Source organism: Neisseria sp. P0017.S009 (assembly GCF_051957375.1).
Lineage (GTDB): Bacteria > Pseudomonadota > Gammaproteobacteria > Burkholderiales > Neisseriaceae > Neisseria > Neisseria perflava.
In genome coordinates this window covers 114512-136058 of the sequence record NZ_JBQCWL010000002.1, presented here as the reverse complement: position 1 = coordinate 136058, position 21547 = coordinate 114512, and the positions used below count along the sequence as shown (strand labels likewise).

General features: G+C 49.3%; 17 protein-coding genes and 1 pseudogene. 7 read left to right on the top strand and 11 right to left on the bottom strand.

Annotated elements, in window-relative coordinates; genetic code table 11:
• The first annotated feature begins 122 nt into the window (after window positions 1–122).
• The 4 genes and pseudogenes from ACTHTG_RS02915 (at window position 123) to ACTHTG_RS02900 (ending at window position 3887) form a co-directional block, all read left to right on the top strand.
• On the top strand, window positions 123–920 hold the full coding sequence (locus tag ACTHTG_RS02915; RefSeq protein WP_049335418.1) for an ABC transporter permease: 798 nt from the start codon (window positions 123–125) through the stop codon (window positions 918–920).
• Window positions 920–1612: an ATP-binding cassette domain-containing protein gene (locus tag ACTHTG_RS02910; protein ID WP_009310824.1), complete on the top strand. Its 693-nt coding sequence runs from the start codon at window positions 920–922 to the stop codon at window positions 1610–1612. Before ACTHTG_RS02915 ends, ACTHTG_RS02910 begins: the two co-directional genes overlap by 1 nt.
• Before the next feature lie 309 nt (window positions 1613–1921).
• Window positions 1922–2538: pseudogene (locus ACTHTG_RS02905) on the top strand (CadD family cadmium resistance transporter).
• Between the two features lie 251 nt (window positions 2539–2789).
• Window positions 2790–3887, top strand: coding sequence for an NnrS family protein (locus ACTHTG_RS02900; protein WP_070588320.1), 1098 nt, complete (start codon window positions 2790–2792; stop codon window positions 3885–3887).
• A gap of 51 nt (window positions 3888–3938) precedes the next feature.
• Here the strand turns inward: ACTHTG_RS02900 and pgi are convergent, their stop codons facing one another.
• The 5 genes from pgi to zwf all read right to left on the bottom strand — a co-directional run bounded on the left by pgi (window position 3939) and on the right by zwf (window position 9817).
• Window positions 3939–5582, bottom strand: a complete 1644-nt coding sequence (gene pgi / locus ACTHTG_RS02895) for a glucose-6-phosphate isomerase (RefSeq protein WP_049335414.1) — start codon at window positions 5580–5582, stop codon at window positions 3939–3941.
• Window positions 5583–5725: 143 nt separating this feature from the next.
• Window positions 5726–6574 carry a DNA-binding transcriptional regulator HexR gene (hexR, locus tag ACTHTG_RS02890; RefSeq protein WP_004519348.1) on the bottom strand — a complete coding sequence of 283 codons (849 nt, stop codon included), beginning with the start codon at window positions 6572–6574 and terminating at the stop codon, window positions 5726–5728.
• 77 nt (window positions 6575–6651) lie between these two features.
• The gene (locus tag ACTHTG_RS02885) at window positions 6652–7632 is read right to left on the bottom strand and encodes a glucokinase (protein WP_039861966.1); all 981 of its coding nucleotides are present in this window, start codon (window positions 7630–7632) and stop codon (window positions 6652–6654) included.
• Window positions 7613–8308 carry a 6-phosphogluconolactonase gene (gene pgl, locus ACTHTG_RS02880; RefSeq protein WP_039861965.1) on the bottom strand — a complete coding sequence of 232 codons (696 nt, stop codon included), beginning with the start codon at window positions 8306–8308 and terminating at the stop codon, window positions 7613–7615. The genes ACTHTG_RS02885 and pgl overlap by 20 nt, the downstream gene beginning before the upstream one ends.
• A 63-nt stretch (window positions 8309–8371) precedes the next feature.
• On the bottom strand, window positions 8372–9817 hold the full coding sequence (gene zwf / locus ACTHTG_RS02875; RefSeq protein WP_039862026.1) for a glucose-6-phosphate dehydrogenase: 1446 nt from the start codon (window positions 9815–9817) through the stop codon (window positions 8372–8374).
• A gap of 484 nt (window positions 9818–10301) precedes the next feature.
• Between zwf and edd the strand changes: the two genes are divergently transcribed.
• Both edd and ACTHTG_RS02865 read left to right on the top strand, forming a co-directional pair.
• A complete protein-coding gene (gene edd / locus ACTHTG_RS02870) occupies window positions 10302–12137 on the top strand; it encodes a phosphogluconate dehydratase (protein WP_004519344.1) in 1836 nt (611 codons plus the stop codon).
• A gap of 90 nt (window positions 12138–12227) precedes the next feature.
• Window positions 12228–12866, top strand: coding sequence for a bifunctional 4-hydroxy-2-oxoglutarate aldolase/2-dehydro-3-deoxy-phosphogluconate aldolase (locus tag ACTHTG_RS02865; protein WP_003745733.1), 639 nt, complete (start codon window positions 12228–12230; stop codon window positions 12864–12866).
• 66 nt (window positions 12867–12932) lie between these two features.
• Here the strand turns inward: ACTHTG_RS02865 and ACTHTG_RS02860 are convergent, their stop codons facing one another.
• The 5 genes from ACTHTG_RS02860 to ACTHTG_RS02840 all read right to left on the bottom strand — a co-directional run bounded on the left by ACTHTG_RS02860 (window position 12933) and on the right by ACTHTG_RS02840 (window position 19636).
• Entirely contained in the window at window positions 12933–14537 is a 1605-nt protein-coding gene (locus ACTHTG_RS02860; protein WP_049335410.1) for an NAD(P)-binding protein, read from the bottom strand.
• Between the two features lie 67 nt (window positions 14538–14604).
• Window positions 14605–16296 carry a DUF4178 domain-containing protein gene (locus ACTHTG_RS02855; protein WP_049335408.1) on the bottom strand — a complete coding sequence of 564 codons (1692 nt, stop codon included), beginning with the start codon at window positions 16294–16296 and terminating at the stop codon, window positions 14605–14607.
• A 105-nt stretch (window positions 16297–16401) separates the two neighbouring features.
• A complete protein-coding gene (gene speD / locus ACTHTG_RS02850; RefSeq protein WP_070588314.1) occupies window positions 16402–16767 on the bottom strand; it encodes an adenosylmethionine decarboxylase in 366 nt (121 codons plus the stop codon).
• Window positions 16764–18461, bottom strand: coding sequence for a DUF4178 domain-containing protein (locus ACTHTG_RS02845; protein WP_070588312.1), 1698 nt, complete (start codon window positions 18459–18461; stop codon window positions 16764–16766). The genes speD and ACTHTG_RS02845 overlap by 4 nt, the downstream gene beginning before the upstream one ends.
• A gap of 161 nt (window positions 18462–18622) precedes the next feature.
• On the bottom strand, window positions 18623–19636 hold the full coding sequence (locus ACTHTG_RS02840) for an SPFH domain-containing protein (protein WP_308538378.1): 1014 nt from the start codon (window positions 19634–19636) through the stop codon (window positions 18623–18625).
• 430 nt (window positions 19637–20066) lie between these two features.
• On the opposite strand from ACTHTG_RS02840, the gene ACTHTG_RS02835 reads away from it, so the two are divergent.
• Window positions 20067–20897 (top strand): outer membrane beta-barrel protein, encoded by an 831-nt coding sequence (locus ACTHTG_RS02835; protein WP_039861962.1) that lies wholly within the window; start codon window positions 20067–20069, stop codon window positions 20895–20897.
• 201 nt (window positions 20898–21098) lie between these two features.
• On the opposite strand, the gene ACTHTG_RS02830 is transcribed toward ACTHTG_RS02835, so the two are convergent.
• Complete coding sequence (locus ACTHTG_RS02830) at window positions 21099–21497, bottom strand: DUF350 domain-containing protein (RefSeq protein ID WP_039861961.1); 399 nt, start codon at window positions 21495–21497, stop codon at window positions 21099–21101.
• Between the last annotated feature and the right edge of the window lie 50 nt (window positions 21498–21547).

Genomic DNA, 21547 nt, shown 5'->3' with positions numbered 1-21547 from the left:
CAAGGTCGTCTGAAAAACACTATTACCGTTTCGTTGGATTGCGGCGTTCCATCTAACCCAATCAACCATTTTTCAGACGACCTACTGTCCCCAAACCATCCCTATCAACCAACACTCAAACCATGATTAAAACCGACAAAATCCGCAAACCGCAGCCTGCGCTGTTTTACATCATCGACTACCTTTGGAGCGGCTTTGCCGGTCTAGGCGTGGCGATGGTAGTGGTGGCGTTGTGGGCGTGGGGCAGTGCCGTGTTCGGCGAGTTTATGCTGCCTGCGCCGGTGGAGGTGTTTCAAAAATCTTTGGCTTTATTGAAACATTTTCAGGAAAACGAAATCGGGATTTCGCTGTGGCGGTCGGTGGTGGGGATTTCGGTTGCGCTGGTAGCGGGATTGGCGGCGGGACTGGTGGCGGGCAGTTTTAAGACGGCGATGGCATTGCTTAAACCTGTGATTACGACTTTGTTGGCGATGCCGCCGATTATTTGGGTGGTGATGGCTCTGTTTTGGTTCGGGTTCGGCAATCCGAGCGTGCTGTTTACCATCATTGTGTTGGTTGCGCCGCTGACGTTTGCGAGTGCGGCGGTCGGGATGGCGAGCGTGAACAAGCAGCATGAGGAATTGTTTGACGCTTATAAATTAGGCCGTCTGAAAAAAATCCGTTATCTGTATATCCCGCATCTGACGGGTTATGTGATTTCCAGCATCGGCGTGGCGGTGGCGATGGGGGTGAAGGTGGTGATTATGGCGGAACTCTTGGGCGCGAGCGAAGGCGTAGGCGCGCGGATTGCAGACGCGAGGGCGATGCTGGAGACTTCGACGGTGATGGCTTATGTGGTGTTGGTTATCGTGTTTGTGTCACTGTTTGAATACCTGATTACCAAACCTTTGGAAATTTTGTTTATGCCGTGGAGGAGATGATGCTCTGTCTTGAAAACGTGCGTTTTGAAATTCTCCGCGACCCCATCGTGCGCGATTTCAGTTTGAACCTGCAACATGGCGAAGTGAAAGCTTTGTTCGGGCCGAGCGGCTGTGGCAAGACGACGGTTTTGCGTTTGATTGCGGGCTTGGAAACGCCGAAATCGGGCACGATACGCAATACTTTCCGCAAAACGGGTTTTCTGTTTCAGGAAAACCGCCTGCCGGGAAACTTGACCGCGATGCAGAATATCGCTATTTTTATGGACAAACCCGATGAAGGCGAAATCATCGCGCTGGCGGCGAAAGTCGGGCTGACTGCGGGCGATTTGAACAAATATCCGACCGAATTGTCCGGCGGCATGGCGAAACGGGTAGCATTTTTGCGCCTGCTGCTGTGCGGCTGCGACCTTGCCTTGCTGGACGAGCCGTTCGTCGGTTTGGACCGCGATTTGCGCGATATTTTGGTCGCCATGCTGGTGGAAAAAATCGAGCGGCAGGGCATGGCGTGTATGCTGGTAACGCACGACCGCTTCGAAGCCGCACGCCTGAGCCATGAAATCATGCTGCTTTCCACTAAGGGCATGAACGTGCAAAACGTGATTACCCTGCCTACGCCGCTGTCCGAACGCGATTCGGCTTTTGAAGAAGCCGTGGTGGCAAGAGAGTTTCAGGGGATTCATTATTATGAGTGATAGGAATTTAAATTTCTGACAAACCTTGCGGTTCGTTGCCCTCTCCCTAACCCTCTCCCACGGGGAAAGGGGATCAGGTTTCTCAAAATCAGAGAGCCGTAGAATTGGGAATCAGATGTCAGGTAAACCTGAAAATGTTCAGGCTCGACAGCCCAATTCCCTCTCCCCGTGGGAGATGGCTAGGGAGAGGGTAAGCAAGCCGCAGGCTTGCCTCTTTAGCGAAAGATACGAATCTGTTATCCGAACGCGATTCGGTTTTTGAAAAAGCCGTGGTGCCAAGGGGGCAGGGGATTCATTATGAGGTGCTTTATGTTTTCGACTGTGATTACTGCTGCTGTTTTATATATTGCTACAGCAGTAGATTTGTGTTGGTAATACTATTAATATTTTTTGCTAGAGCAAATACTAGAAAAGAATATCGAGATATTTATATCGGACAATATTTAGGTTCTGTAATTTTAATATTAGTTAGTTTATTTCTAGCTTTTGTTTTGCATTATGTTCCGGAAAAATGGGTGTTGGGTTTATTAGGTTTAATACCGATTTACTTAGGTATTAAAGTTGCTATTTACGACGATTGTGAGGGCGAAAAAAGAGCTAAAAAAGAATTGGATGAAAAAGGGTTGTCAAAATTAGTCGGTATTGTTGCTTTGGTTACAGTTGCTAGTTGTGGTGCAGATAATATTGGACTTTTTGTTCCTTACTTTGTGACTTTAGATCTTGTCGACTTATTAGTTACTCTTCTTGTATTTTTAATATTGATTTTTGTTTTAGTATATACAGCACAAAGATTGGCTAATATTTCAGGTGTTGGTGAAATTGTAGAGAAGTTTAGTCGTTGGATAATGGCTGTTATTTATATTGGTTTAGGGTTATTTATTATTATTGAAAATAATACAATTCGAACAATAATATCAATAATATGAATGATACGGGCATTTGAGTATCTGACAAACCTTGCGGTTCGTTGCCCTCTCCCTAACCCTCTCCCACGGGGAGAGGGAATCAGGTTTCTGAAAATCAGAGGGCGCTCGACAGCCTAATCCCCTCTCCCCGTGGGAGAGGGCTAGGGAGAGGGCAAGCAAGCCGCAGGCTTGCCTCTTTGGCGAAAAATACAACCCTGTCCGCCCAATAAATCCATATCCGAAAGCATCTTCATGCAGAATCAAGCCAAGCCATGAATAAATTTTTCACCCACCCCATGCGGCCGTTTTTTGTCGGTGCGGCGGTACTTGCCATATTCGGCGCGTTGGTGTTTTTCATCAGCCCCGGTGCCGTCATTTTGCACCGCCAAATCTTCTTAGAACTCATGCTGCCTGCGGCATACGGCGGCTTCCTGACTGCAGCCATGCTCGAATGGACGGGTTATAAAGGCCGTCTGAAACCTGTCGCTACTTTGATGGCGGCATTACTGCTCGCCGCATCTGCCATACTGCCCTTTTCGCCACAAACTGCCTCGTTTTTCGTTGCCGCCTATTGGCTGGTATTGCTGCTGTTTTGCGCCTGGCTGATTTGGCTCGACCGCAACACCGACAACTTTGCCCTGCTGATGCTGCTTGCCGCGTTTACCATTTTTCAGACGGTCTATGCTGTCAGCGGCGATTTGAACTTACTGCGCGTGCAAGTACATCTGAACATGGCGGCAGTGATGTTTGTATCCGTGCGTGTCAGCATTCTTTTGGGCGCGGAAGCCCTTAAAGAATGCCGTCTGAAAGACCCCGTATTCATCCCCAACGTCGTCTATAAAAACATCGCCATTACTTTCCTGCTCTTGCACGCCGCCGCCGAACTTTGGCTGCCCGCGCAAACCGCCGGTTTTACCGCGCTTGCCGTCGGCTTCATCCTGCTCGCCAAGCTGAGTGAGCTTCACCATCACGAACTCCTGCGCAAACACTACGTCCGCACTTATTACCTGCTCCAACTCTTTGCCGCCGCAGGCTATCTGTGGACAGGCGCGGCGAAACTGCAAAATCTGCCCTCCTCCGCCCCATTACACCTGATTACCCTCGGCGGCATGATGGGGGGCGTGATGATGGTGTGGCTGACCGCCGGGCTGTGGCACAGCGGCTTTACCAAACTCGACTACCCCAAGCTCTGCCGCATTGCCGTCCCCATCCTCTTCGCCGCCGCCGTCTCGCGCGCTGTTTTAATGAACGTGAACCCGATATTCTTCATCACCATTCCTACGATTCTGACCATCGCCGTGTTCGTACTGTATCTTTTCACGTTTGTACCGATATTTCGGGAAAATGCGTTTACGGATGATCCGGAATAAAACAAAAGGCCGTCTGAAACTTTCAAACGGCCTTAGCTTTAAATAAATGCTTTATTTGTTGGCGTTCAAATAAAGATTAATTAGGCGTGTAGTGGAACTGTCGTGTTTTTGCACTTCGGTCTCGCCGGTCAATTCGGCAAGAATGGTTTTGGCCAGTTGTTTACCGAGTTCTACGCCCCATTGGTCAAAGCTGTTGATGCCCCAAATAATGCCTTGAACGAAAGTTTTGTGTTCGTACATGGCAATCAGGCTGCCCATATTGCGCGGGTTGATTTTGTCCATTAGGATGAGGTTGGTCGGGCGGTTGCCTGAGAAGGTTTTGTGCGGAACCAGCTCTTCGATACGCTCTGCTTCCATGCCTTGGGCTTGAAGCTCGGTGCGGACTTCGTCAGGCGTTTTGCCGCGCATAAAGGCTTCGGCTTGGGCAAAGACGTTCGCCAGCAGGATTTCGTGGTGACCGCGCAGGTTGCTGCGTTTTTCAAGGGAGGCGATGAGGTCAATCGGCGTGATGTGCGTACCTTGGTGCAGCAGTTGGAAGAAGGCGTGCTGGCCGTTGATGCCGGTTTCGCCCCAAATAATCGGCGAAGTTTCGTAACCGACCGGTTTACCGTCAAGGGTAACTTGTTTGCCGTTGCTCTCCATGTCGAGCTGCTGGATGAATTTGGGCAGGCGGTGAAGATGTTGGTCGTAAGGCGCGATAACATGGCTGCCGCCGCCGTAGTAATTGATGTACCAGATGCCGATGAGGGCGAGGATGACGGGCATGTTGCGCTCTAGCGGCGTGTTGATGAAGTGTTGGTCCATCAAGTGCGCGCCGTTGAGCATTTCGATGAAGTTTTCTTCGCCGAGATACAGCATAATCGGCAGGCCGATGGCCGACCACAGGCTGTATCGTCCGCCGACCCAGTCCCAAAATTCAAACATATTGGCGGTATCGATACCGAATTCGGCAACGGCTTTTTGGTTGGTCGATACGGCAACGAAGTGTTTGGCCACGGCGCTTTCATCGCCTGCATGATCCAAGAACCATTTACGCGCGGTCAGGGCGTTGGTCAGGGTTTCTTGGGTGGTAAAGGTTTTGGACGCAATGATGAACAGCGTAGTTTCAGGGTGGACTTTGGACAATACGTCGCGCAGTTGGGAGCCGTCCACATTGGAGACGAAGTGCATGTTCAAACGCGGATGGCCGAAAGGCTTGAGCGCGGTACACATCATCAGAGGACCGAGGTCAGAGCCGCCGATACCGATGTTGACGACGTCGGTAATGACTTGATTGGTATAGCCCAACCAGCTGCCGCTGCGGACTTCATGCGCGAACTCGCCCATGCGTTGCAGGACATGGTTGACCTTAGGCATGACATCTTCGCCATCCACGACGATAGGGGCGTTGGTGCGGTTGCGCAGGGCGACGTGGAGAACGGCGCGGTTTTCCGTCGTATTGATTTTTTCGCCGTGGAACATTTGCTGCATCCGCTCCGGTACGCCTGCTTCACGCGCCAGCTCGAACAACAGTGCCATGGTTTCGTCGTTGATACGGTTTTTAGAATAATCCAAAGTCAGGCCGCCAACCTGCAGCCAGTAGCGCTCGGCACGTTCGGGATCTTGCTCGAACATTTCGCGCATGTGTTGTTCTTTGGTTTCGTCAAAATGTATCCATAATTTTGACCAAGCTGGTAAATCGTGAAGGTGTTTCATCGGATGCTCTCCTGGATAGTGGACAGTTTTGTTGAGAAAACGGCCGTGAGGTCGTCTGAAACGGGAACGGGGTGGTTTCCGTTTTTTGAGGTTTCAGACGGCCTTGATGTGGGTTGGGGCTGTCTGAAGATATCAATGAAGAATCAATCTTTATCGTATTCGATGTGCTTGTTATGTATGCTTTTTTTACTTTTTTGCAGTTGCGTACTGGCAGTATCGCCCAAACGCAAGGCCAAGCCGATGGCAAGAATATCGATAACGGCCAGCTGCAGAAGACGGGACACCATAGGCGTATAAAGCTCGGCATTTTCCTGAGTAGCAATGCTCAATACACAGTCGGCCATTTGAGCCAACGGTGAATCATTGCGGGTCAGCGCGATAACGGCTGCGCCGTTTTCTTTGGCGATACTGGCCGCATCCAACAATTCGATAGATGAGCCGGTATTGGAAATCGCCACCAACACATCCTGCTCGGTCAATACGGAAGCCGCCATCAGCTGGGTATGTGTATCGACATAGGCAACGGTGGACATACCGAAGCGGAAGAATTTGTGTTGCGCATCTTGGGCAACGATGCCGGAGTTGCCGACACCATAAAACTCAACGCGTCGCGCGTGCATCAGAATGGCAATCGCGTTTTCCAGCTCGGATTCTTTCAGGAAACGGCGCTCACCCAAGAGGGAGGCTGCGGCATTGCCCAATACTTTTTCGACCACGCTGCCCATGTTGTCATCGGCGTTTAATTCTTCATGAACGTAAGGCATGCCTTCGTGGCCGATGCTGGCAGACAAAGCGAGTTTGAACTCAGGCAAGCCTTTGTAACCCAAGCTGCGGCAGAAACGGATTACAGTCGGCTGACTGACGGAAGCACGCTCGGCGATTTCCGCCACAGCAGCATGAACGAACCATTTCGGCTCGGCCAACGCAGATTCGGCAACTTTGCGTTCTGCGCCGGAGAGGTTGGACAATGATTCGCTGATTTTGCTTAACATATACTCTACCCTTTGATTCTTTGACGTTCAGGACAAGGTTTTTTTCCACCCCCTGCCCTGCACCGCCGTTTGTGTGTTTAAACGTTATTTAAATGATTGTCTAATGCGACCGCCGCGCCGACGATGCCCGGAAATTCGCTCAATACGACATACACGGGAATAGCGGCAAGATAAGCCTCAAAGCGGCCTTTGTTTTCAAAGCGGCTGCGGAATGGAGACGTTTTAAAGTAATCCAACACGCGCGGGATAATCCCGCCGCACAAATACACGCCGCCGCGCGCACCCAATGACAAAGCCAAATTGGAAGCAACCGTACCCAGCATGGCGCAGAAAATATCCAAAGTCTGACGGCAAATCGGCGATGTTCCGCTCAATGTCTTATCGGTGATTTCAGAAGGCTTCAGACGGCATTGTTTGATGTTGTCGCGTTTGGCCAATGCTTCGTAAATCAGGCTCAGACCTGCGCCGCTCAAGAAACGCTCGGCAGAAACATGGCCGTATTTGTTTTTAGCGTATTGCCAAATCAATACTTCCATATCGTCAAACGGCGGGAAGCTGGTATGGCCGCCCTCGCCTGCCAACGCCACCCAGCCGGCAGCGCTGTGCACCAAACCGCTGACACCCAAACCGGTACCCGGACCGATAACGGCTTTAGGCGCAAATTCGATTGGTTTTTGACCGCCGATTTGTATCAAGTCTTTCTTATCGGTTTTTGTTACCGCCAAAGCCTGGGCGGTAAAGTCGTTCAACAGAATCAACGTTTCAAAACCCAAAGCCTGGCGGGTGGTTTCGATGGAGAATGCCCAGTGGTGGTTGGTCATCTGCACCCAGTCGCCCAAAATCGGATTGGCAATCGCAAAGGCGGCGTGCAAAACTTTCGGACTGCCTGCGCGTTCCAAATAAGTTTTGGCGGCATCAACAATGGTGTCGTAATCCTGGCAAGGCAAGACTTCAGCCTTTTCAATGACCTGTGGTGCAGTTTCAAGTGCAAAACGGGCATTCGTACCGCCGATATCGGCGACCAAACGAGGATAAGCTTCAGTGTGCATAGTAGACATGGCAGTTAATCCCTTGATGATTGAGAATCAGGCTGGTCGGATATTCGGTATCGACCCTTGCTGCAGCCTTGTCGAATACCGCTTTTTTCTCTGCGCCTTGAATGGCCAAAAATACATTCGGCGTTTTGGCAATCGCACCCAAAGTCATACTCACACGCTCATGCGGCGCGGTAACCGGCGTAGTATGAATCAATGTCGGGTCATTGGCTTCATTGATTGCTGCCTGTAATTGAGGCGCTTGAGGGAACAACGACGCCGTATGTCCGTCCCCTCCCATGCCCAACACCAGCACATCAGGTTGCTTATAATGTTTCAATGCGTAAGCAACGACAACTTCAGGTTGTAATTCAGTTTCAGACTTTCCGTCTTCAACAACAGGAATCCATGTGGCAACGGCCGCGTTATTTTTGAGCAGATATTCGCGTACCAAGCCTGTATTGCTGTCGGCATGCGTGGTCGGAACGATACGCTCGTCCACCAAAGTAATGCCGACGTTTTGCCAATTTAAATCTTTTTGCGACAAAGCCTCGAAAAACGCAATCGGCGAACGACCGCCGGAAACGGCCAAAACCGCATGGCCTTTCTCATTCAACGCGGCTTGCAATGCGGCGGCAACGGCATCGGCGAGAGCTTGCGCAGCAGTTGCAGCATTTTCTTGTTCGTGCCAAACAAACATGTTTCGTCCTTTCATGGTTTCAGACGGCCTTTTGTTGGAAAACAAGGCCGTCTGAAAGAAATATTATTGCTCTTCGTGCCACTTGTTACCGTCACGGGCCAACAGCGCGCGCGCAGCTTCAGGACCCCAAGAATGGGCTTCGTAAGCATGTGGAGGCGTTGTATTGTTCGCCCAGTTTTCCAGGATAGGCATCACATATTCCCAAGCAGCTTCGAGTTCGTCACGACGGTTGAACAAAGCGAGTTTGCCGTTAATCACATCCAGCAGCAGGCGTTCATAAGCCTCGGCACGGCGACCCTCGACGGCTGTGCCCAAGTCCACGCCAATCGGTGTCACTTCGACTTTGTTGCCAGCACCCGGGGTTTTCACTTGTGTGTAAAGACGGACGGATTCGGTCGGTTGTAGTTCAATAACCAAACGATTCGGCGCAGGTTGGCTGTTGTCAAAAATATGGTTTTGCAGCGGACGGAAGTTCAACACGATTTCCGCCACTTTGCCTGCCATGCGTTTGCCGGTACGCAGGTAGAAAGGTACGCCTTTCCAACGCTCGTTTTCGATTTCGGCTTTGATGGCAACATAGGTTTCAGTGAAACTGTCTTTCGGTACGTCGACTTCTTCCAGATAGCCGTTCATACCGTTTGCTGCAACATATTGGCCGCGAATAACATTTTCGTTGACGGATTCGATGGTCAGCGGTTTCAGCGATTTGATGACTTTCACTTTCTCGTCGCGTACGGCATCGGCATCCAAGCTTGCCGGCGCTTCCATCGCAGTCATACAAAGCATTTGCATCAAGTGGTTTTGCACCATATCGCGCAATGCGCCGGTAATGTCGTAAAACTCACCGCGTTCTTCCACGCCCAACTGCTCGGCGATGGTCAGCTGTACGCTTTCAATATATTTGTTGTTCCACAAAGGCTCGAACATCACATTAGCAAAACGCAAGGCCAGCAGGTTTTGCAGGCTTTCTTTACCCAAATAATGGTCGATACGGTAGATTTGTTCTTCTTTGAAATAACGGGCTACATCTGTATTGATTTGTTGGGAAGAAGCCAAGTCCGTACCCAACGGTTTTTCCAAAACCACGCGCACGTTATCGGCATTCAAACCGATTTCGGCAAGATTTTCACAGGCTTGTGCAAAGAATTTCGGCGCAGTTGAGAGGTAGATCACGACATTCTCAGTATTCTTGCGCGCTTTTACCAAGTCGCCCAAAGCAATGAAGTCGTCTTTCTTTGTCACATCGACTTTCAAATACTCAAGACGTTGGATAAACGATGCCCACGCTTCATCTGAGAAGTTTTGTTTGACATGGATTTTAGAATTCGTTTCCACTTTAGCCAAAAAGCCGGCGGTATCCAATTCGCTGCGGCTTACGCCCAAAATACGACCTTCGGGATGAAGCAAACCGGCTACATGCGCCTGATACAGGCAAGGCAAAAGTTTACGCATTGCCAAATCGCCGGTCGCGCCAAACAACACCAAATCAAAATTTGTCTGTGTACTCATTGTTTCATCTCTCGTTGAGGAAGCTTGCTTCAAAACTTTTGGACTGTCGTCATCCATAAAAATCGATTAAAATCAAAAGCCTTTAAGCAATAAGCAGTAAAGAACCAATCGCCTGCACCAAAATTTCAAACAAGCGGGCTAATGAGTAGTAATACTACACATGGCTACACATTTTGTCTATTCTCATTTTTACAAATTGTTTGATTTAACATAAAAGTTTGATGACTTTTGCAGCCTGCCATTTTACGAATTGACCATACCTCGATTTAAATCAAATTTCTTCCACTTAGTAAATTATTTTGTAACAAAATTACAGATTTTGTACTATAATATGCGGACGCTTCGAAGAGAAAATCTTCAAATATTCAGACGGCCCATATTATTCATTCCCACAGCTCAAGGCCGTCTGAAGAAAACACCCAATACAAAAATCAGAAACGCGCAAACAAAATCCCTATCATATCGTTTAGCCAGGAGACCGCACATGAACCCCACTCCTATTCACCCGAAACTCGCCGAAATTACCGAGCGCATCATCGAGCGCAGCCGCCCGACGCGTGAAAAGTATCTGGCGAAAATCCGCAGCGCCAAACAGATGGGACGCTTAGAGCGCAACCAGCTCGGCTGCAGCAACTTGGCACACGGCTATGCCTCCATGCCTAAGAGCATCAAAATCGAAATGCTTCAGGAAACCGTCCCCAACTTAGGCATCATCACTGCCTACAACGACATGGTTTCCGCACACCAGCCGTTTAAAGACTTCCCTGACCAAATCAAAGACGAAGCACAAAAAAACGGCGCGACCGCCCAAGTCGCCGGCGGCACGCCCGCCATGTGCGACGGCATCACGCAAGGCTACGCCGGCATGGAATTGTCGCTGTTTTCCCGCGACGTGATTGCCATGAGTACCGCCATCGGTCTGTCGCATCAAATGTTTGACGGCAGCTTGTTTATGGGCGTATGCGACAAAATCGTTCCGGGCTTAATGATCGGTGCGTTGTCTTTCGGTCATATTCCTGGCATCTTCGTTCCGGCAGGCCCGATGTCTAGCGGTATCGGCAATAAAGAAAAAGCCCGTACCCGCCAGCTTTTCGCCGAAGGTAAAGTCGGCCGCGACGCCTTGCTTGAAAGCGAAATGGGCTCTTACCACAGCCCGGGTACTTGTACCTTCTACGGTACCGCCAACTCCAACCAGATGATGATGGAAATGATGGGCGTACACCTGCCTGCTGCTGCCTTCGTCCACCCTTATACCGACCTGCGCGAAGCACTGACCCGCTACGCAGCCGGACACCTCGCACGCGGCATCAAAAACGGCACCATCAAACCATTGGGCGAAATGTTGACCGAAAAATCCTTCATTAACGCCCTGATCGGCCTGATGGCAACCGGCGGCTCGACCAACCACACCATGCACCTCGTTGCTATGGCGCGTGCTGCAGGCGTGATTTTGAACTGGGACGACTTCGATGAAATTTCTTCCATCATCCCATTGCTGATCCGTGTGTACCCCAACGGCAAAGCCGACGTAAACCACTTTACCGCTGCCGGCGGCCTGCCTTTCGTTATCCGCGAATTGCTGGACGCAGGCCTGTTGCACGATGATGTCGATACCGTTGTCGGACACGGTATGCGCCACTACACCAAAGAGCCTTTCCTCATTGACGGCAAACTTGAATGGCGCGAAGCCCCTGAAACCAGCGGTAATGAAGACATCCTGCGCAAAGCCGACAACCCGTTCTCCCCAGACGGCGGTCTGCGCCTAATGAAAGGCAACATCGGTCGCGGCGTAATTAAAGTGTCCGCCGTGCGCGAAGGCTGCCGCATCATTGAAGCACCCGCCATCGTGTTCAACGACCAACGCGAAGTATTGGCCGCATTTGAACGCGGCGAGTTGGAACGCGATTTCGTCTGTGTTGTCCGCTACCAAGGCCCGCGCGCCAACGGTATGCCCGAATTGCACAAACTGACCCCTCCTTTGGGCATCCTGCAAGACCGCGGCTTTAAAGTGGCACTGCTGACCGACGGCCGTATGTCCGGCGCGTCCGGTAAAGTTCCGGCCTCTATCCACATGACGCCTGAAGCCCTGATGGGCGGCAACATCGCCAAAATCCGTACCGGCGACTTGATCCGCTTCGACTCCGTTACCGGCGAACTCAACGTCCTGATCAACGAAGCCGAATGGAACGCCCGCGAAGTCGAACGTATCGACTTGAGCGCGAATCAACAAGGCTGCGGCCGCGAACTCTTCGCCAACTTCCGCAGCATGACCAGCAGCGCAGAAACCGGTGCCATGAGCTTCGGCGGCGAATTTGCCTAAACCCTTTTCAGACGGCCTCTTAAAACAATCAGGTCGTCTGAAACCATGTTAACGACCCTATTACGATACAGTCCCCAACGGAGACCTAAAATGTCTAAACTGACCCCTCGTGAAATTCTGACTGCCGGCGCAGTTGTGCCGGTAATGGCGATTGACGACTTGAGTACTGCCGTCGATTTGTCCCACGCCCTTGTCGAAGGCGGCATTCCCACCCTCGAAATCACCCTGCGCACCCCTGTCGGTCTCGACGCCATCCGCCTGATTGCCAAAGAAGTTCCTAACGCCATCGTCGGCGCGGGTACGGTAACCAATCCCGAACAGCTCAAAGCCGTCGAAGACGCAGGCGCGGTTTTCGCCATCAGCCCGGGTTTGCACGAATCCCTCGCCAAAGCCAGCCACAACAGTGGCATCCCCCTGATTCCGGGCGTTGCCACTCCTGGCGAAGTCCAACTGGCTTTGGAACACGGCATCGACACCCTCAAACTCTTCCCTGCCGAAGTCGTTGGCGGCAAAGCCATGCTCAAAGCCCTGTACGGCCCTTACGCCGATGTTCGCTTCTGCCCGACCGGCGGCATCAGCCTGGCAACCGCTCCCGAGTACTTGGCGCTGCCTAATGTCTTGTGCGTCGGCGGCTCATGGCTGACCCCAAAAGAAGCCATCAAAAACAAAGACTGGGATACCATCACCCGTCTGGCTCGCGAAGCTGCCGCTTTGAAACCAAAAGCCTAATCAGGTTATTAAGTTAAAAGAGAAAAGGCCGTCTGAATATGATTTCAGACGGCCTTTTTATATCAATTAAGCCAATACTTTCCGCGCCGCTTCCACACCCCAATACAAAGCCTCTTCAAACACCGAATAGCTGCTTAAGTCACTGTGTGCAAATAATAATCCAGTATTTCGATTTCTGATTTTTAATAAAGCCTCATCGCTTAAATAGCCGGGTTTCGGCACGCTCATGCCATGCCCGCGAACGGTAATGTCAACATGGGAAACATGCCGCCAAAAGCCTTCGCCGTAAGCGGTAAGCAGATCTTGTGCGGCAAACTGGAGCAGCTCTTCATCGCTTGCTTCAAGCAGCTGGCGGCGGACGGCTTGTGGCGTATCGTGATTGAGCGCGGCGTAGGCGGTAAAAATCGTACGTTCAGGACGGGCAACCCGGATAAGCTGGTTGGTCGCAACAACATAGCCCAGTCCTTGGCTGCCGTAAACCACATTGTCCCACGCAAGTTCGCTGTTGTTTTTTTCTTTCGGAAAACTGTGCAGTTCAAAATTGGAAACCAGCCATGGCGCGTATTCGGGAATATTCAGACCAAATTGTTCGGGAGATTCAATAATGTGGGCGGCAACCATCAGCGGCATGGCGGAGATAACGTGTTGCGCGGTGACGGCAACGGTTTCCCCTTTTGCATTATCACGCAGCCACACTTCAATCCGGCCGTCTGAAAGCGGTTTGATTTTGACGGCAGAAGCATTAACCGAAGCAGGTTTCTCCAAACGGATACTGTTTTCAGACGGCCATTGCCAGCCTTCCTGCAAATCGGCATGACGGCGCAGGTTTTCAGAAAGATGTGCCAAACCTTCGGGCCAAGTGAGGACAGTTTCTGCATTGTTGCGGGCGGCAAAATAATGCAATCCGGCAAAGGCAGATACTTGCCCGATGCCTTGTCCGTAATCGTCGCGGCAACAATAATCGAGATACCACAAAAGCTCGGGCGAATGGTAACCTTCCTGATCAAGCCATTGTTGAAACGTCAGATGATCGAGCTTTCGCCATGTTTCATCTATCGATGACAGCGCAATCGGAATGGCAAAAATTTTCTTACCGTCATTGCCGTAAGCCTGTTTCAGACGGCCTATCAAATCAAAAAACCGTTTGGAATCCGCATCTTCTTTCGGCAATAAATGTTCTACCCATTTATCCTGATATAAGAGGCGCGATTCGGGCGCATAGACCAAATCGGTTTCCCTAAAGCTGCCATCCGACTGCAAAATACCGAAATCCGCCAACATCTCGCGCACATACACGCTTTCTTTCGACGGCAAAGCCAAATAATGCGCACCGCTCGGCGCTTTCAGGCCGTCTGAAGACGTATAGGCGGCATTGTTGCCATTACGTTCAAACCCTTCTGCCAACAATACATCGCGGTGATTATGCTTCGCCAAATACCACAATGCTCCCAACCCAGCCGCACCGCCGCCGAGTATCAACGTATTGCATTCATAACGACGGGTCGGCGAACTGAGCAATTCCCCGTCACGCAACAAATGCCCCAACGGCAAGCCGACACGGTTAATAGAAACCGGCGGTTTGCGGTTGAGGTACTTATAAGTCTGCCAAGAGAAAGCAGAGGCGGCACCAAGCACGGCGGTATAGCTGAGAAATTGACGGCGGGTTAGCATGTTTTATAAAAAGGTCGTCTGAAAAAATAAAAGTAAAACGATACAACGAGGTTAAGCAGATCTCACGTTATTTATGCCCTGCCGAATAACCATGATAGGATCTGCCGGAATGCGATGAATCACTGTCTTCCGCTTGGACATAGTTGAATAAGACGGTAAGAAAAATGATGAAAGCAAAGAAAATAATCATCCCTACCCGTTCTTCTTCGTAATCACGATCGTTTTTATATCTGTCAGAAATCCATATCCATACCAACGCACACAGACTGACCACTATACCGACAGGACTACGTAGATGCGGCGACAGCCAGGCCGGAAGGTTGACGATGATAAGAATCAGCATAGCAATGATACGGGCTACATTATCTCTACTCCCAACATTTCTATTGTCGCCCTTCAGCCAGTAAGAGAGCATCTCCTTAGTATCAAAAGACAGACCGAATGCCTTTCTCATTTGACGGTAAGACACAGGACTGCTTTTACTCCAGACAATTTCGTCCTTGCTCTGCTCGGAACACAGAATGACATTCCGGCCATAACTTTTCTTGCCGCTATATTCCTTGTAATGAAGCAAATCGCCTTGTTTGACTTTCCAATAAAAAGCACCAGCCGCTACCTCGACCTGCCCGCGGTAATGATCAATCAACATTTCACCGGCAGGATTGCCACTTGAATCAAAGTCCGGCCATGTTTGTAAGGTTTCTGACAGCCGCCAGCGTTTTCCAGACTCAATCAGCCAGGCAAAACCTTGTTGAGTGTTATAAAGCAGATATTCCGTCCAGTATTCGGACTGATTTTGATTATAGGACGATATCTCGACAAATCTTACAGCCCCGATAATCAGATATTCTGTATCGTTCAGACGGCCTTTCGTACCAATGGAAAGTGTGAACAGATTTTCTTGTTCTTTCCTTTGGGCATTTGCCTCCATCAACGCAACAGTATCTTTTGTCGTATTCAAACTGCTGCCGCAAGACTGACATAAAAGGAAAGAAGTAACACCCCTTGGCCAATGAACAGGAGAGCCGCAATGCGGGCAGTTTTCAGAAAGAATCTCTCCTTTCAGACGACCTGCACTTTCATGGATTTCATCATCACTGCGCTTATTTTCCAGCTTCAAACTGTCCAAACTGACTATGCGTCCGAAGTAGGAGTCCATTGGAAACGTCGAATAATCCAAGGTCAAAAACAAATTGCCCCGTCGCCAGTCGCAAACCTCGCCTGCCGCTTGGTTCTCAGATAAGTTGAACGGCAACTCGCCTTGCGCATCGGTATTACGGTAATGTATGGTGCGGACATCTGACGCAATAAAGGTTTGGCCATTAAAGATCAACGAACTGGAACCGGCTTTCACCGACTTAAAATTTTTCGGCCCCCGTCTCCTCTTCTGGGCAAGTAAACATGTCATCACATATAAATCGCCAACCTCGGAAAGCCAGCCGGTCTGCCCGTCATCAAACAAGACATACCATTCATTCCATGCGCCGACATCGTAATGCACCTGCAATCGCCCAATCAGCGTAAATTTCCGATCATCAAAAACGCCTCGCGTTCCAATCTGCAACGGACTGAAATCTTCCAGCAACGCAGAATCACGCCCTGAATTGGCAACAAAATATCCGCTCCTCCCCTTACCGATTCTAGCAACCAGCATACTGTGACAATGGCCACACACCAGCGTCACGGCAGTAGCGGAATACGCCTCCACAGGCGCACCACAGCTTGGGCAATCGGTTTTAAAAAAAGGCGTTTTTTCCATATAACGTCAATATTTCAGTTTAATCAGAACAAGGTTTAAGGCCGTCTGAAAACGGATTGAATATGCTTTCAGACGGCCTGACAGATTTTATTGTTCAACCGATGGTTATATATCGTCCAGTATACCTTCGCCACGTTGCGCAACCGTCCAAACAGCCCTTTCCGCCGCCAACTCCCTGCACAACACTTCCTTCACTTTTTCCAATTTCATGCCACCGCAGATAAATGCGTCAATGGCGACGAAGCGGTGTTCCGGCCAAGTGTGGATACTGATATGGGACTCGGCAAGCAGCAAAACACCGGTTACGCCGCCTGCGCCGCCGAAGGTATGGAAGTGTTCGGTCAATATGGTGGCTTCTGCGGCCTGTGCAGCAGCCATCAAAGCGGTTTTCAGACGGCCTTCATCTTTTAAGATGGCTTCATCGCAGCCATATAAGTCCAATAGGCCATGATTACCGGGCATGTGGGTCATTTATGGCCTCCAGAATAGCTACCGCTGGAAAAGCCACCGTAGCTTCCGCCTGAATGAACTCGGCTGCTGTCATCATCCAAATCAGACAAATCTGCATAATTCATCATCGTAACAAAAACAATCAAAGCCATTGCACAAATAACATATCCCACTCGAGAGATACTCTGTTCGCCATTTTCATCTCTCTTCCGTCCAACTATAAAAAGAGTATAGACACCCCAACCGATAAGAAATATATCGAACAGTATATCGAAGCCATTCATAAACAATGACGGAATATTGACGATAACCAAAATAGCAATCATCAGAAGTCGTAATTTTTCATCGATATCATCCGCACTCATTTTCACGGTATAAGATGATATTTTATTGGTCAGATTAAACGCATCTGCAATTTCCCGATAAGCAATTGGGGCACTTCTAGTCCATGCCATTTCGTGACTGTTTAGTTCGGAGCCAATCTTACGGCTTTGTCCGTCTCGGTAATCGCTGTAATAGTTCAAATCACCGTTTCGGACACGCCAATAAAACGCGCCGCTGGCAATCCTGACCCGTCCGCCATAGTCATAAAGTTTGCCATATCCTTGCGGTTGGCAGTTGCGGTCAAGGCGCGGCCAATCGTTCAAGGTTTCGGAAATATTCCAACCTTCATCAGTTTCAACCAGCCATAAGAAACCCTGAGTTGGGTTGTAAAGCAGATACTCCGTCCATTGCCCTTCTGGTGCCAATGTATGTTTGGCACCTTTGAACAAGTTATCAAATGTTTCCTGCGCATCTGTTTCTAAATATCGGATTGCGCCGATAACATGAAATTCTTTATTTTTCAGACGGCCTGTCGAGCCGACAGGCAAAGTAAACATCGTATTTTGTGACAAACGCAGATTGTTCGCGGTAATAAGCTCCGCTTTATCTTTGCCAACCGCCAATTCGCTGCCGCAACTTTGACAGTTAAGATGGGAAGTCAGCCCGTTTACCCAATGAATGGACGAGCCGCAGTTAGGACAGTTTTCTGAAGTAATACTGCCTTTCAGACGGCCTGCGCTTTCTTTAATTTCATCTTCGTGGCGCGTGTTTTCCAGCTTCAAATCATCTAGGTTTACCATCCGCCCGAAGAAGGCTTCGGGTGTTTCATTGTTGTAATCGAGCGTGATGAAAAGGTTTTCGCAACGCCAGTCGGAAACCCGATTTTCTGTATCCTCTTTCAAAACAAACGGCAATTCGCCCTGCGCGGCGGCGCGTTTCAAGCTGATTTTGCGGACATCGGAAGCAATATAGTGCTTATCTTGAAAAGTCAGCTCGCTAAATCCGGCTCGCGTGTCTTCAAATTTCGGCGGATTATCGATTTCGACCGGCATGGTCATCACATATAAATCGCCCGCCTCAGAAAGCCAACCGGCCCTGCCGTCGTCAAACAGCGCATACCATTCATTCCACGCACCATCATCGTATTGCACCTGAAGCCGTCCAACCAAGGTAAAGCGTTGAGCGACAAATGTGCCGCTGGTTCCGATTTGAAGCGGACTAAAATCTTCCAGCAATGCGGAATCGCGGCCGGAATCGACAACGCCGTTATCTTTCCGCACCAGCATGCTGTTGCAATAGCCGCACACCAGCGTCACGGCAGAAGCAGAATGCGCCTCGACAGGTGCTCCGCAGCTTGGGCAGTCGGTTTTGAAGAAAGGAGTTTGAGACATGGGTTTGCTTTTTCAGAATGGGTTGGAGTGTTTCAGACGGCCTTAACGTTTTTGAAGTCGGACAGGCTTAATCAAATCATTTGAAAGGCCGTCTGAAACATTTTCATAGAAGCAGCTCAACGCTTCTTTTGAATGATATTTTTCAGACGGCCTTCAATTGATCAACCAATCAGCTGTTTCAACACTTCAGCCTTGGCTTTATCAAAATCTTCTTGCGAAATCAAACCGCCATCCAGCAAAGACTTGAGTTTCACCAATTTCGCCTGCGGATCTTCGGCAGCCGGCTGAGCATTTTGTTGTGCTTGTTGCACATTCGGCTGCATCATGCCAGACATGGCACCCGCCATCGCCTGACCAATACCGGCACCCACGCCTAAGCCTGCACCGATTCCGGCAAGTCCGCCTTCATTTTGTGCCGCAAGCGGGATGGATTCGGCAGTTTGATATTGGGTGTAGCGTCCCAAATCGCCGATAACACCCATCGAAATTTTCTTATCCAACGCAGCCTGAATAGATGCAGGCAAGGTAATGCTTTCAACAGTGAAGTTTTCCAGCGCCAAACCCAGCTTGGCAAATTCCGCTCCAAGCAATTCGCCGATTTTTTGCGACAGCAAAACTTGGTTCGCCGCCATATCCAAGAACGGGATACCGGAGCTGCCAAACGCGGCCGCCAATTGGGTAACTGCAATATTACGCAGTTGGTTTTCCAAGTCTACGCCGCTGTATTGCGCCGCCACGCCGCTGACTTCTTTGAAGAATTTTGCCGGATCGCTGATACGGTAAGAATACATACCGAACGAACGCAGTTGCACCGCGCCAAACTCGGCATCGCGCACGGTAACAGGTTGGGATGTACCCCATTTACGTGCAAGCTGTTGTTTGGTGTTGAAAAAGTAAACATCCGATTTAAACGGAGACTCAAAAAGCTTGTCCCAGTTTTTCAAGTTGGTCAGCACTGGCAGCGTTTGCGTATTGAGCGTGTAACGCCCCGGCCCAAACACGTCGGCGGTTACGCCTTCATCGACAAACATCGCCATCTGCGCCTCACGCACAGTCAGGCTCGCACCGTTTTGAATCTCCTCATCGGCAATCGGAAAACGCCACATCAGCAGGCTGTCATCGGGATTTGGCCATTGAATAACGTCGATAAACTGTTTCTTGATAAAGTTGAACATCGCAGTTCCTTATTTGAAGAAGAAGGGATAACTTATGGGCAGTCAGGTTAATTTGCCTGATCGGTTATATCGCTTATTTTATACAAATAGAATGTCATATGATATAAACATTCAAAATGTCTTTATGCATGGGAATAGAGTGGGTGGCTGCATATACTTTTATCGCAAACTAAATAATAACTATATAGATATTAACTTTTGAAAACTTCGAAATTAAACCTCTTACCGACTCAGTTTTACACTATTTCCAGGTTTTTTATCCATACTGTCTCATAAAAAAGACAAATATTTGCGATAAATCATTAAAGAATATAATAAAAGTAAATATATTACCCCATCAGCATTGTTAATGTTCATTAAATATTATAAACTTTGCCATGCAATAACATTAAATTATCACACTGATTTTCCCAAACTAAAAGGAATTTACATGAAAAATTCTGCTCATTTCTGTCTTGCTGTGTTAGCACTGTCTGCTGCAGTAGGCGCACAGGCTGCCCGCCCTGTTGAATTTACCGTTGGCAGCGAATATTACAACGAAACCTATCGCGAATATGAACAAGATGGTAGTCGAATAATGCAACAAAAAGGCAACCTGTGGTCTATTAATGCGGGGGTTAAATACCGTTTCAACGATCGCCATGCGGCAAAATTGGAAGGCCGTTATTCCCGTGGTAAATCAGATTACACAGGAAGCTTCCAAAATGGATTTGGTGAATCCACAGGTTATGGTTCTGCCACACTCAAAAATGCACCTCGCCGCGCATACGATATCCGTGCCTTATATGAATATACACATCCAATTAACGATCGCTTTAGCCTGACTGCCGGTGCAGGCTTGGGACACCGTGTTCTGAGAGATTTGAGCCGACGTGTCGATCCTGATGATTATGACCGCAAAAACCGAACCACATATGCGCAAATCAATGCCGGTGTAAATATCGCACTTCCAGCAAACTTTGAGATTGCTCCTCGTATTGCCTACAATCGTGCCGTTAAGGGCCGCCAGTATTCTTACGAGCCAGATCGAGAAGAAACCAGAATGAAACAAGGCGGTGGACAAGGTATTGAGGTTGAAGTACCTGTATCTAAAAAATTCTCTAACGGTTCTAAAATCAGTCTGACCCCGTTCTATCGCGGCTGGAAAGTCAAAGATTCAAACTTCACCGTTACAGAAGACTATGGCTTCATTCAATTGGGCGCGATCGAACCTAAAAACCGCACCCGTGAAACAGGCATAAGATTGCAATACTCGTTCTAATTTAGCAAACTTAAGTAGTTAAAACATTTCAGACGGCCTTGTATATAACAGGCCGTCTGAATTTTTTGATGCTTTCAGAATTTCACTATAACGCCAATACCATCAGACATAAGACCTTATCAGTCAAAAAAATCTACCGATAATTTTTCTAGGTAGGAGTCAGGAACAGCACATCTTTTGCTATCCAACCGACCATCAAAATCAAGTCAAGCAAGCCGCATTCAAAATGCCGATCGAGATGGACACTGCACCAAACAACGCGCCGACGGCAACATTGTTACCGATGAGTTCTGCGGTAGCGCCTTTAATCATCATTGTCGCAGCGAAATAGACAAAAATCTGAATTACGGCTGCGGCAAGGGCCCACAGGATAAAATCGATGAAGCTGACGCTGTGTGCAATGCTTGAGGCAAGCGTCAGACAAAAACCGACCAACGCGCCGCCAAATGACAAGGCGCAGGCAAGGTTGCCGTTTTTAATCAGGCGCAATTCTTCAACGGGTGTAATCCGCAGATATACGGCAGCAAAAACAACGGTCATGGCGATACCTGCCAACATGTATTGCAGGTAGAGCAGATATTGGGACAGAGAAATACTCACGATAAGATTCCTTGGTTTGCAATAAAGTGATTATGCCATATTTTTGAAGA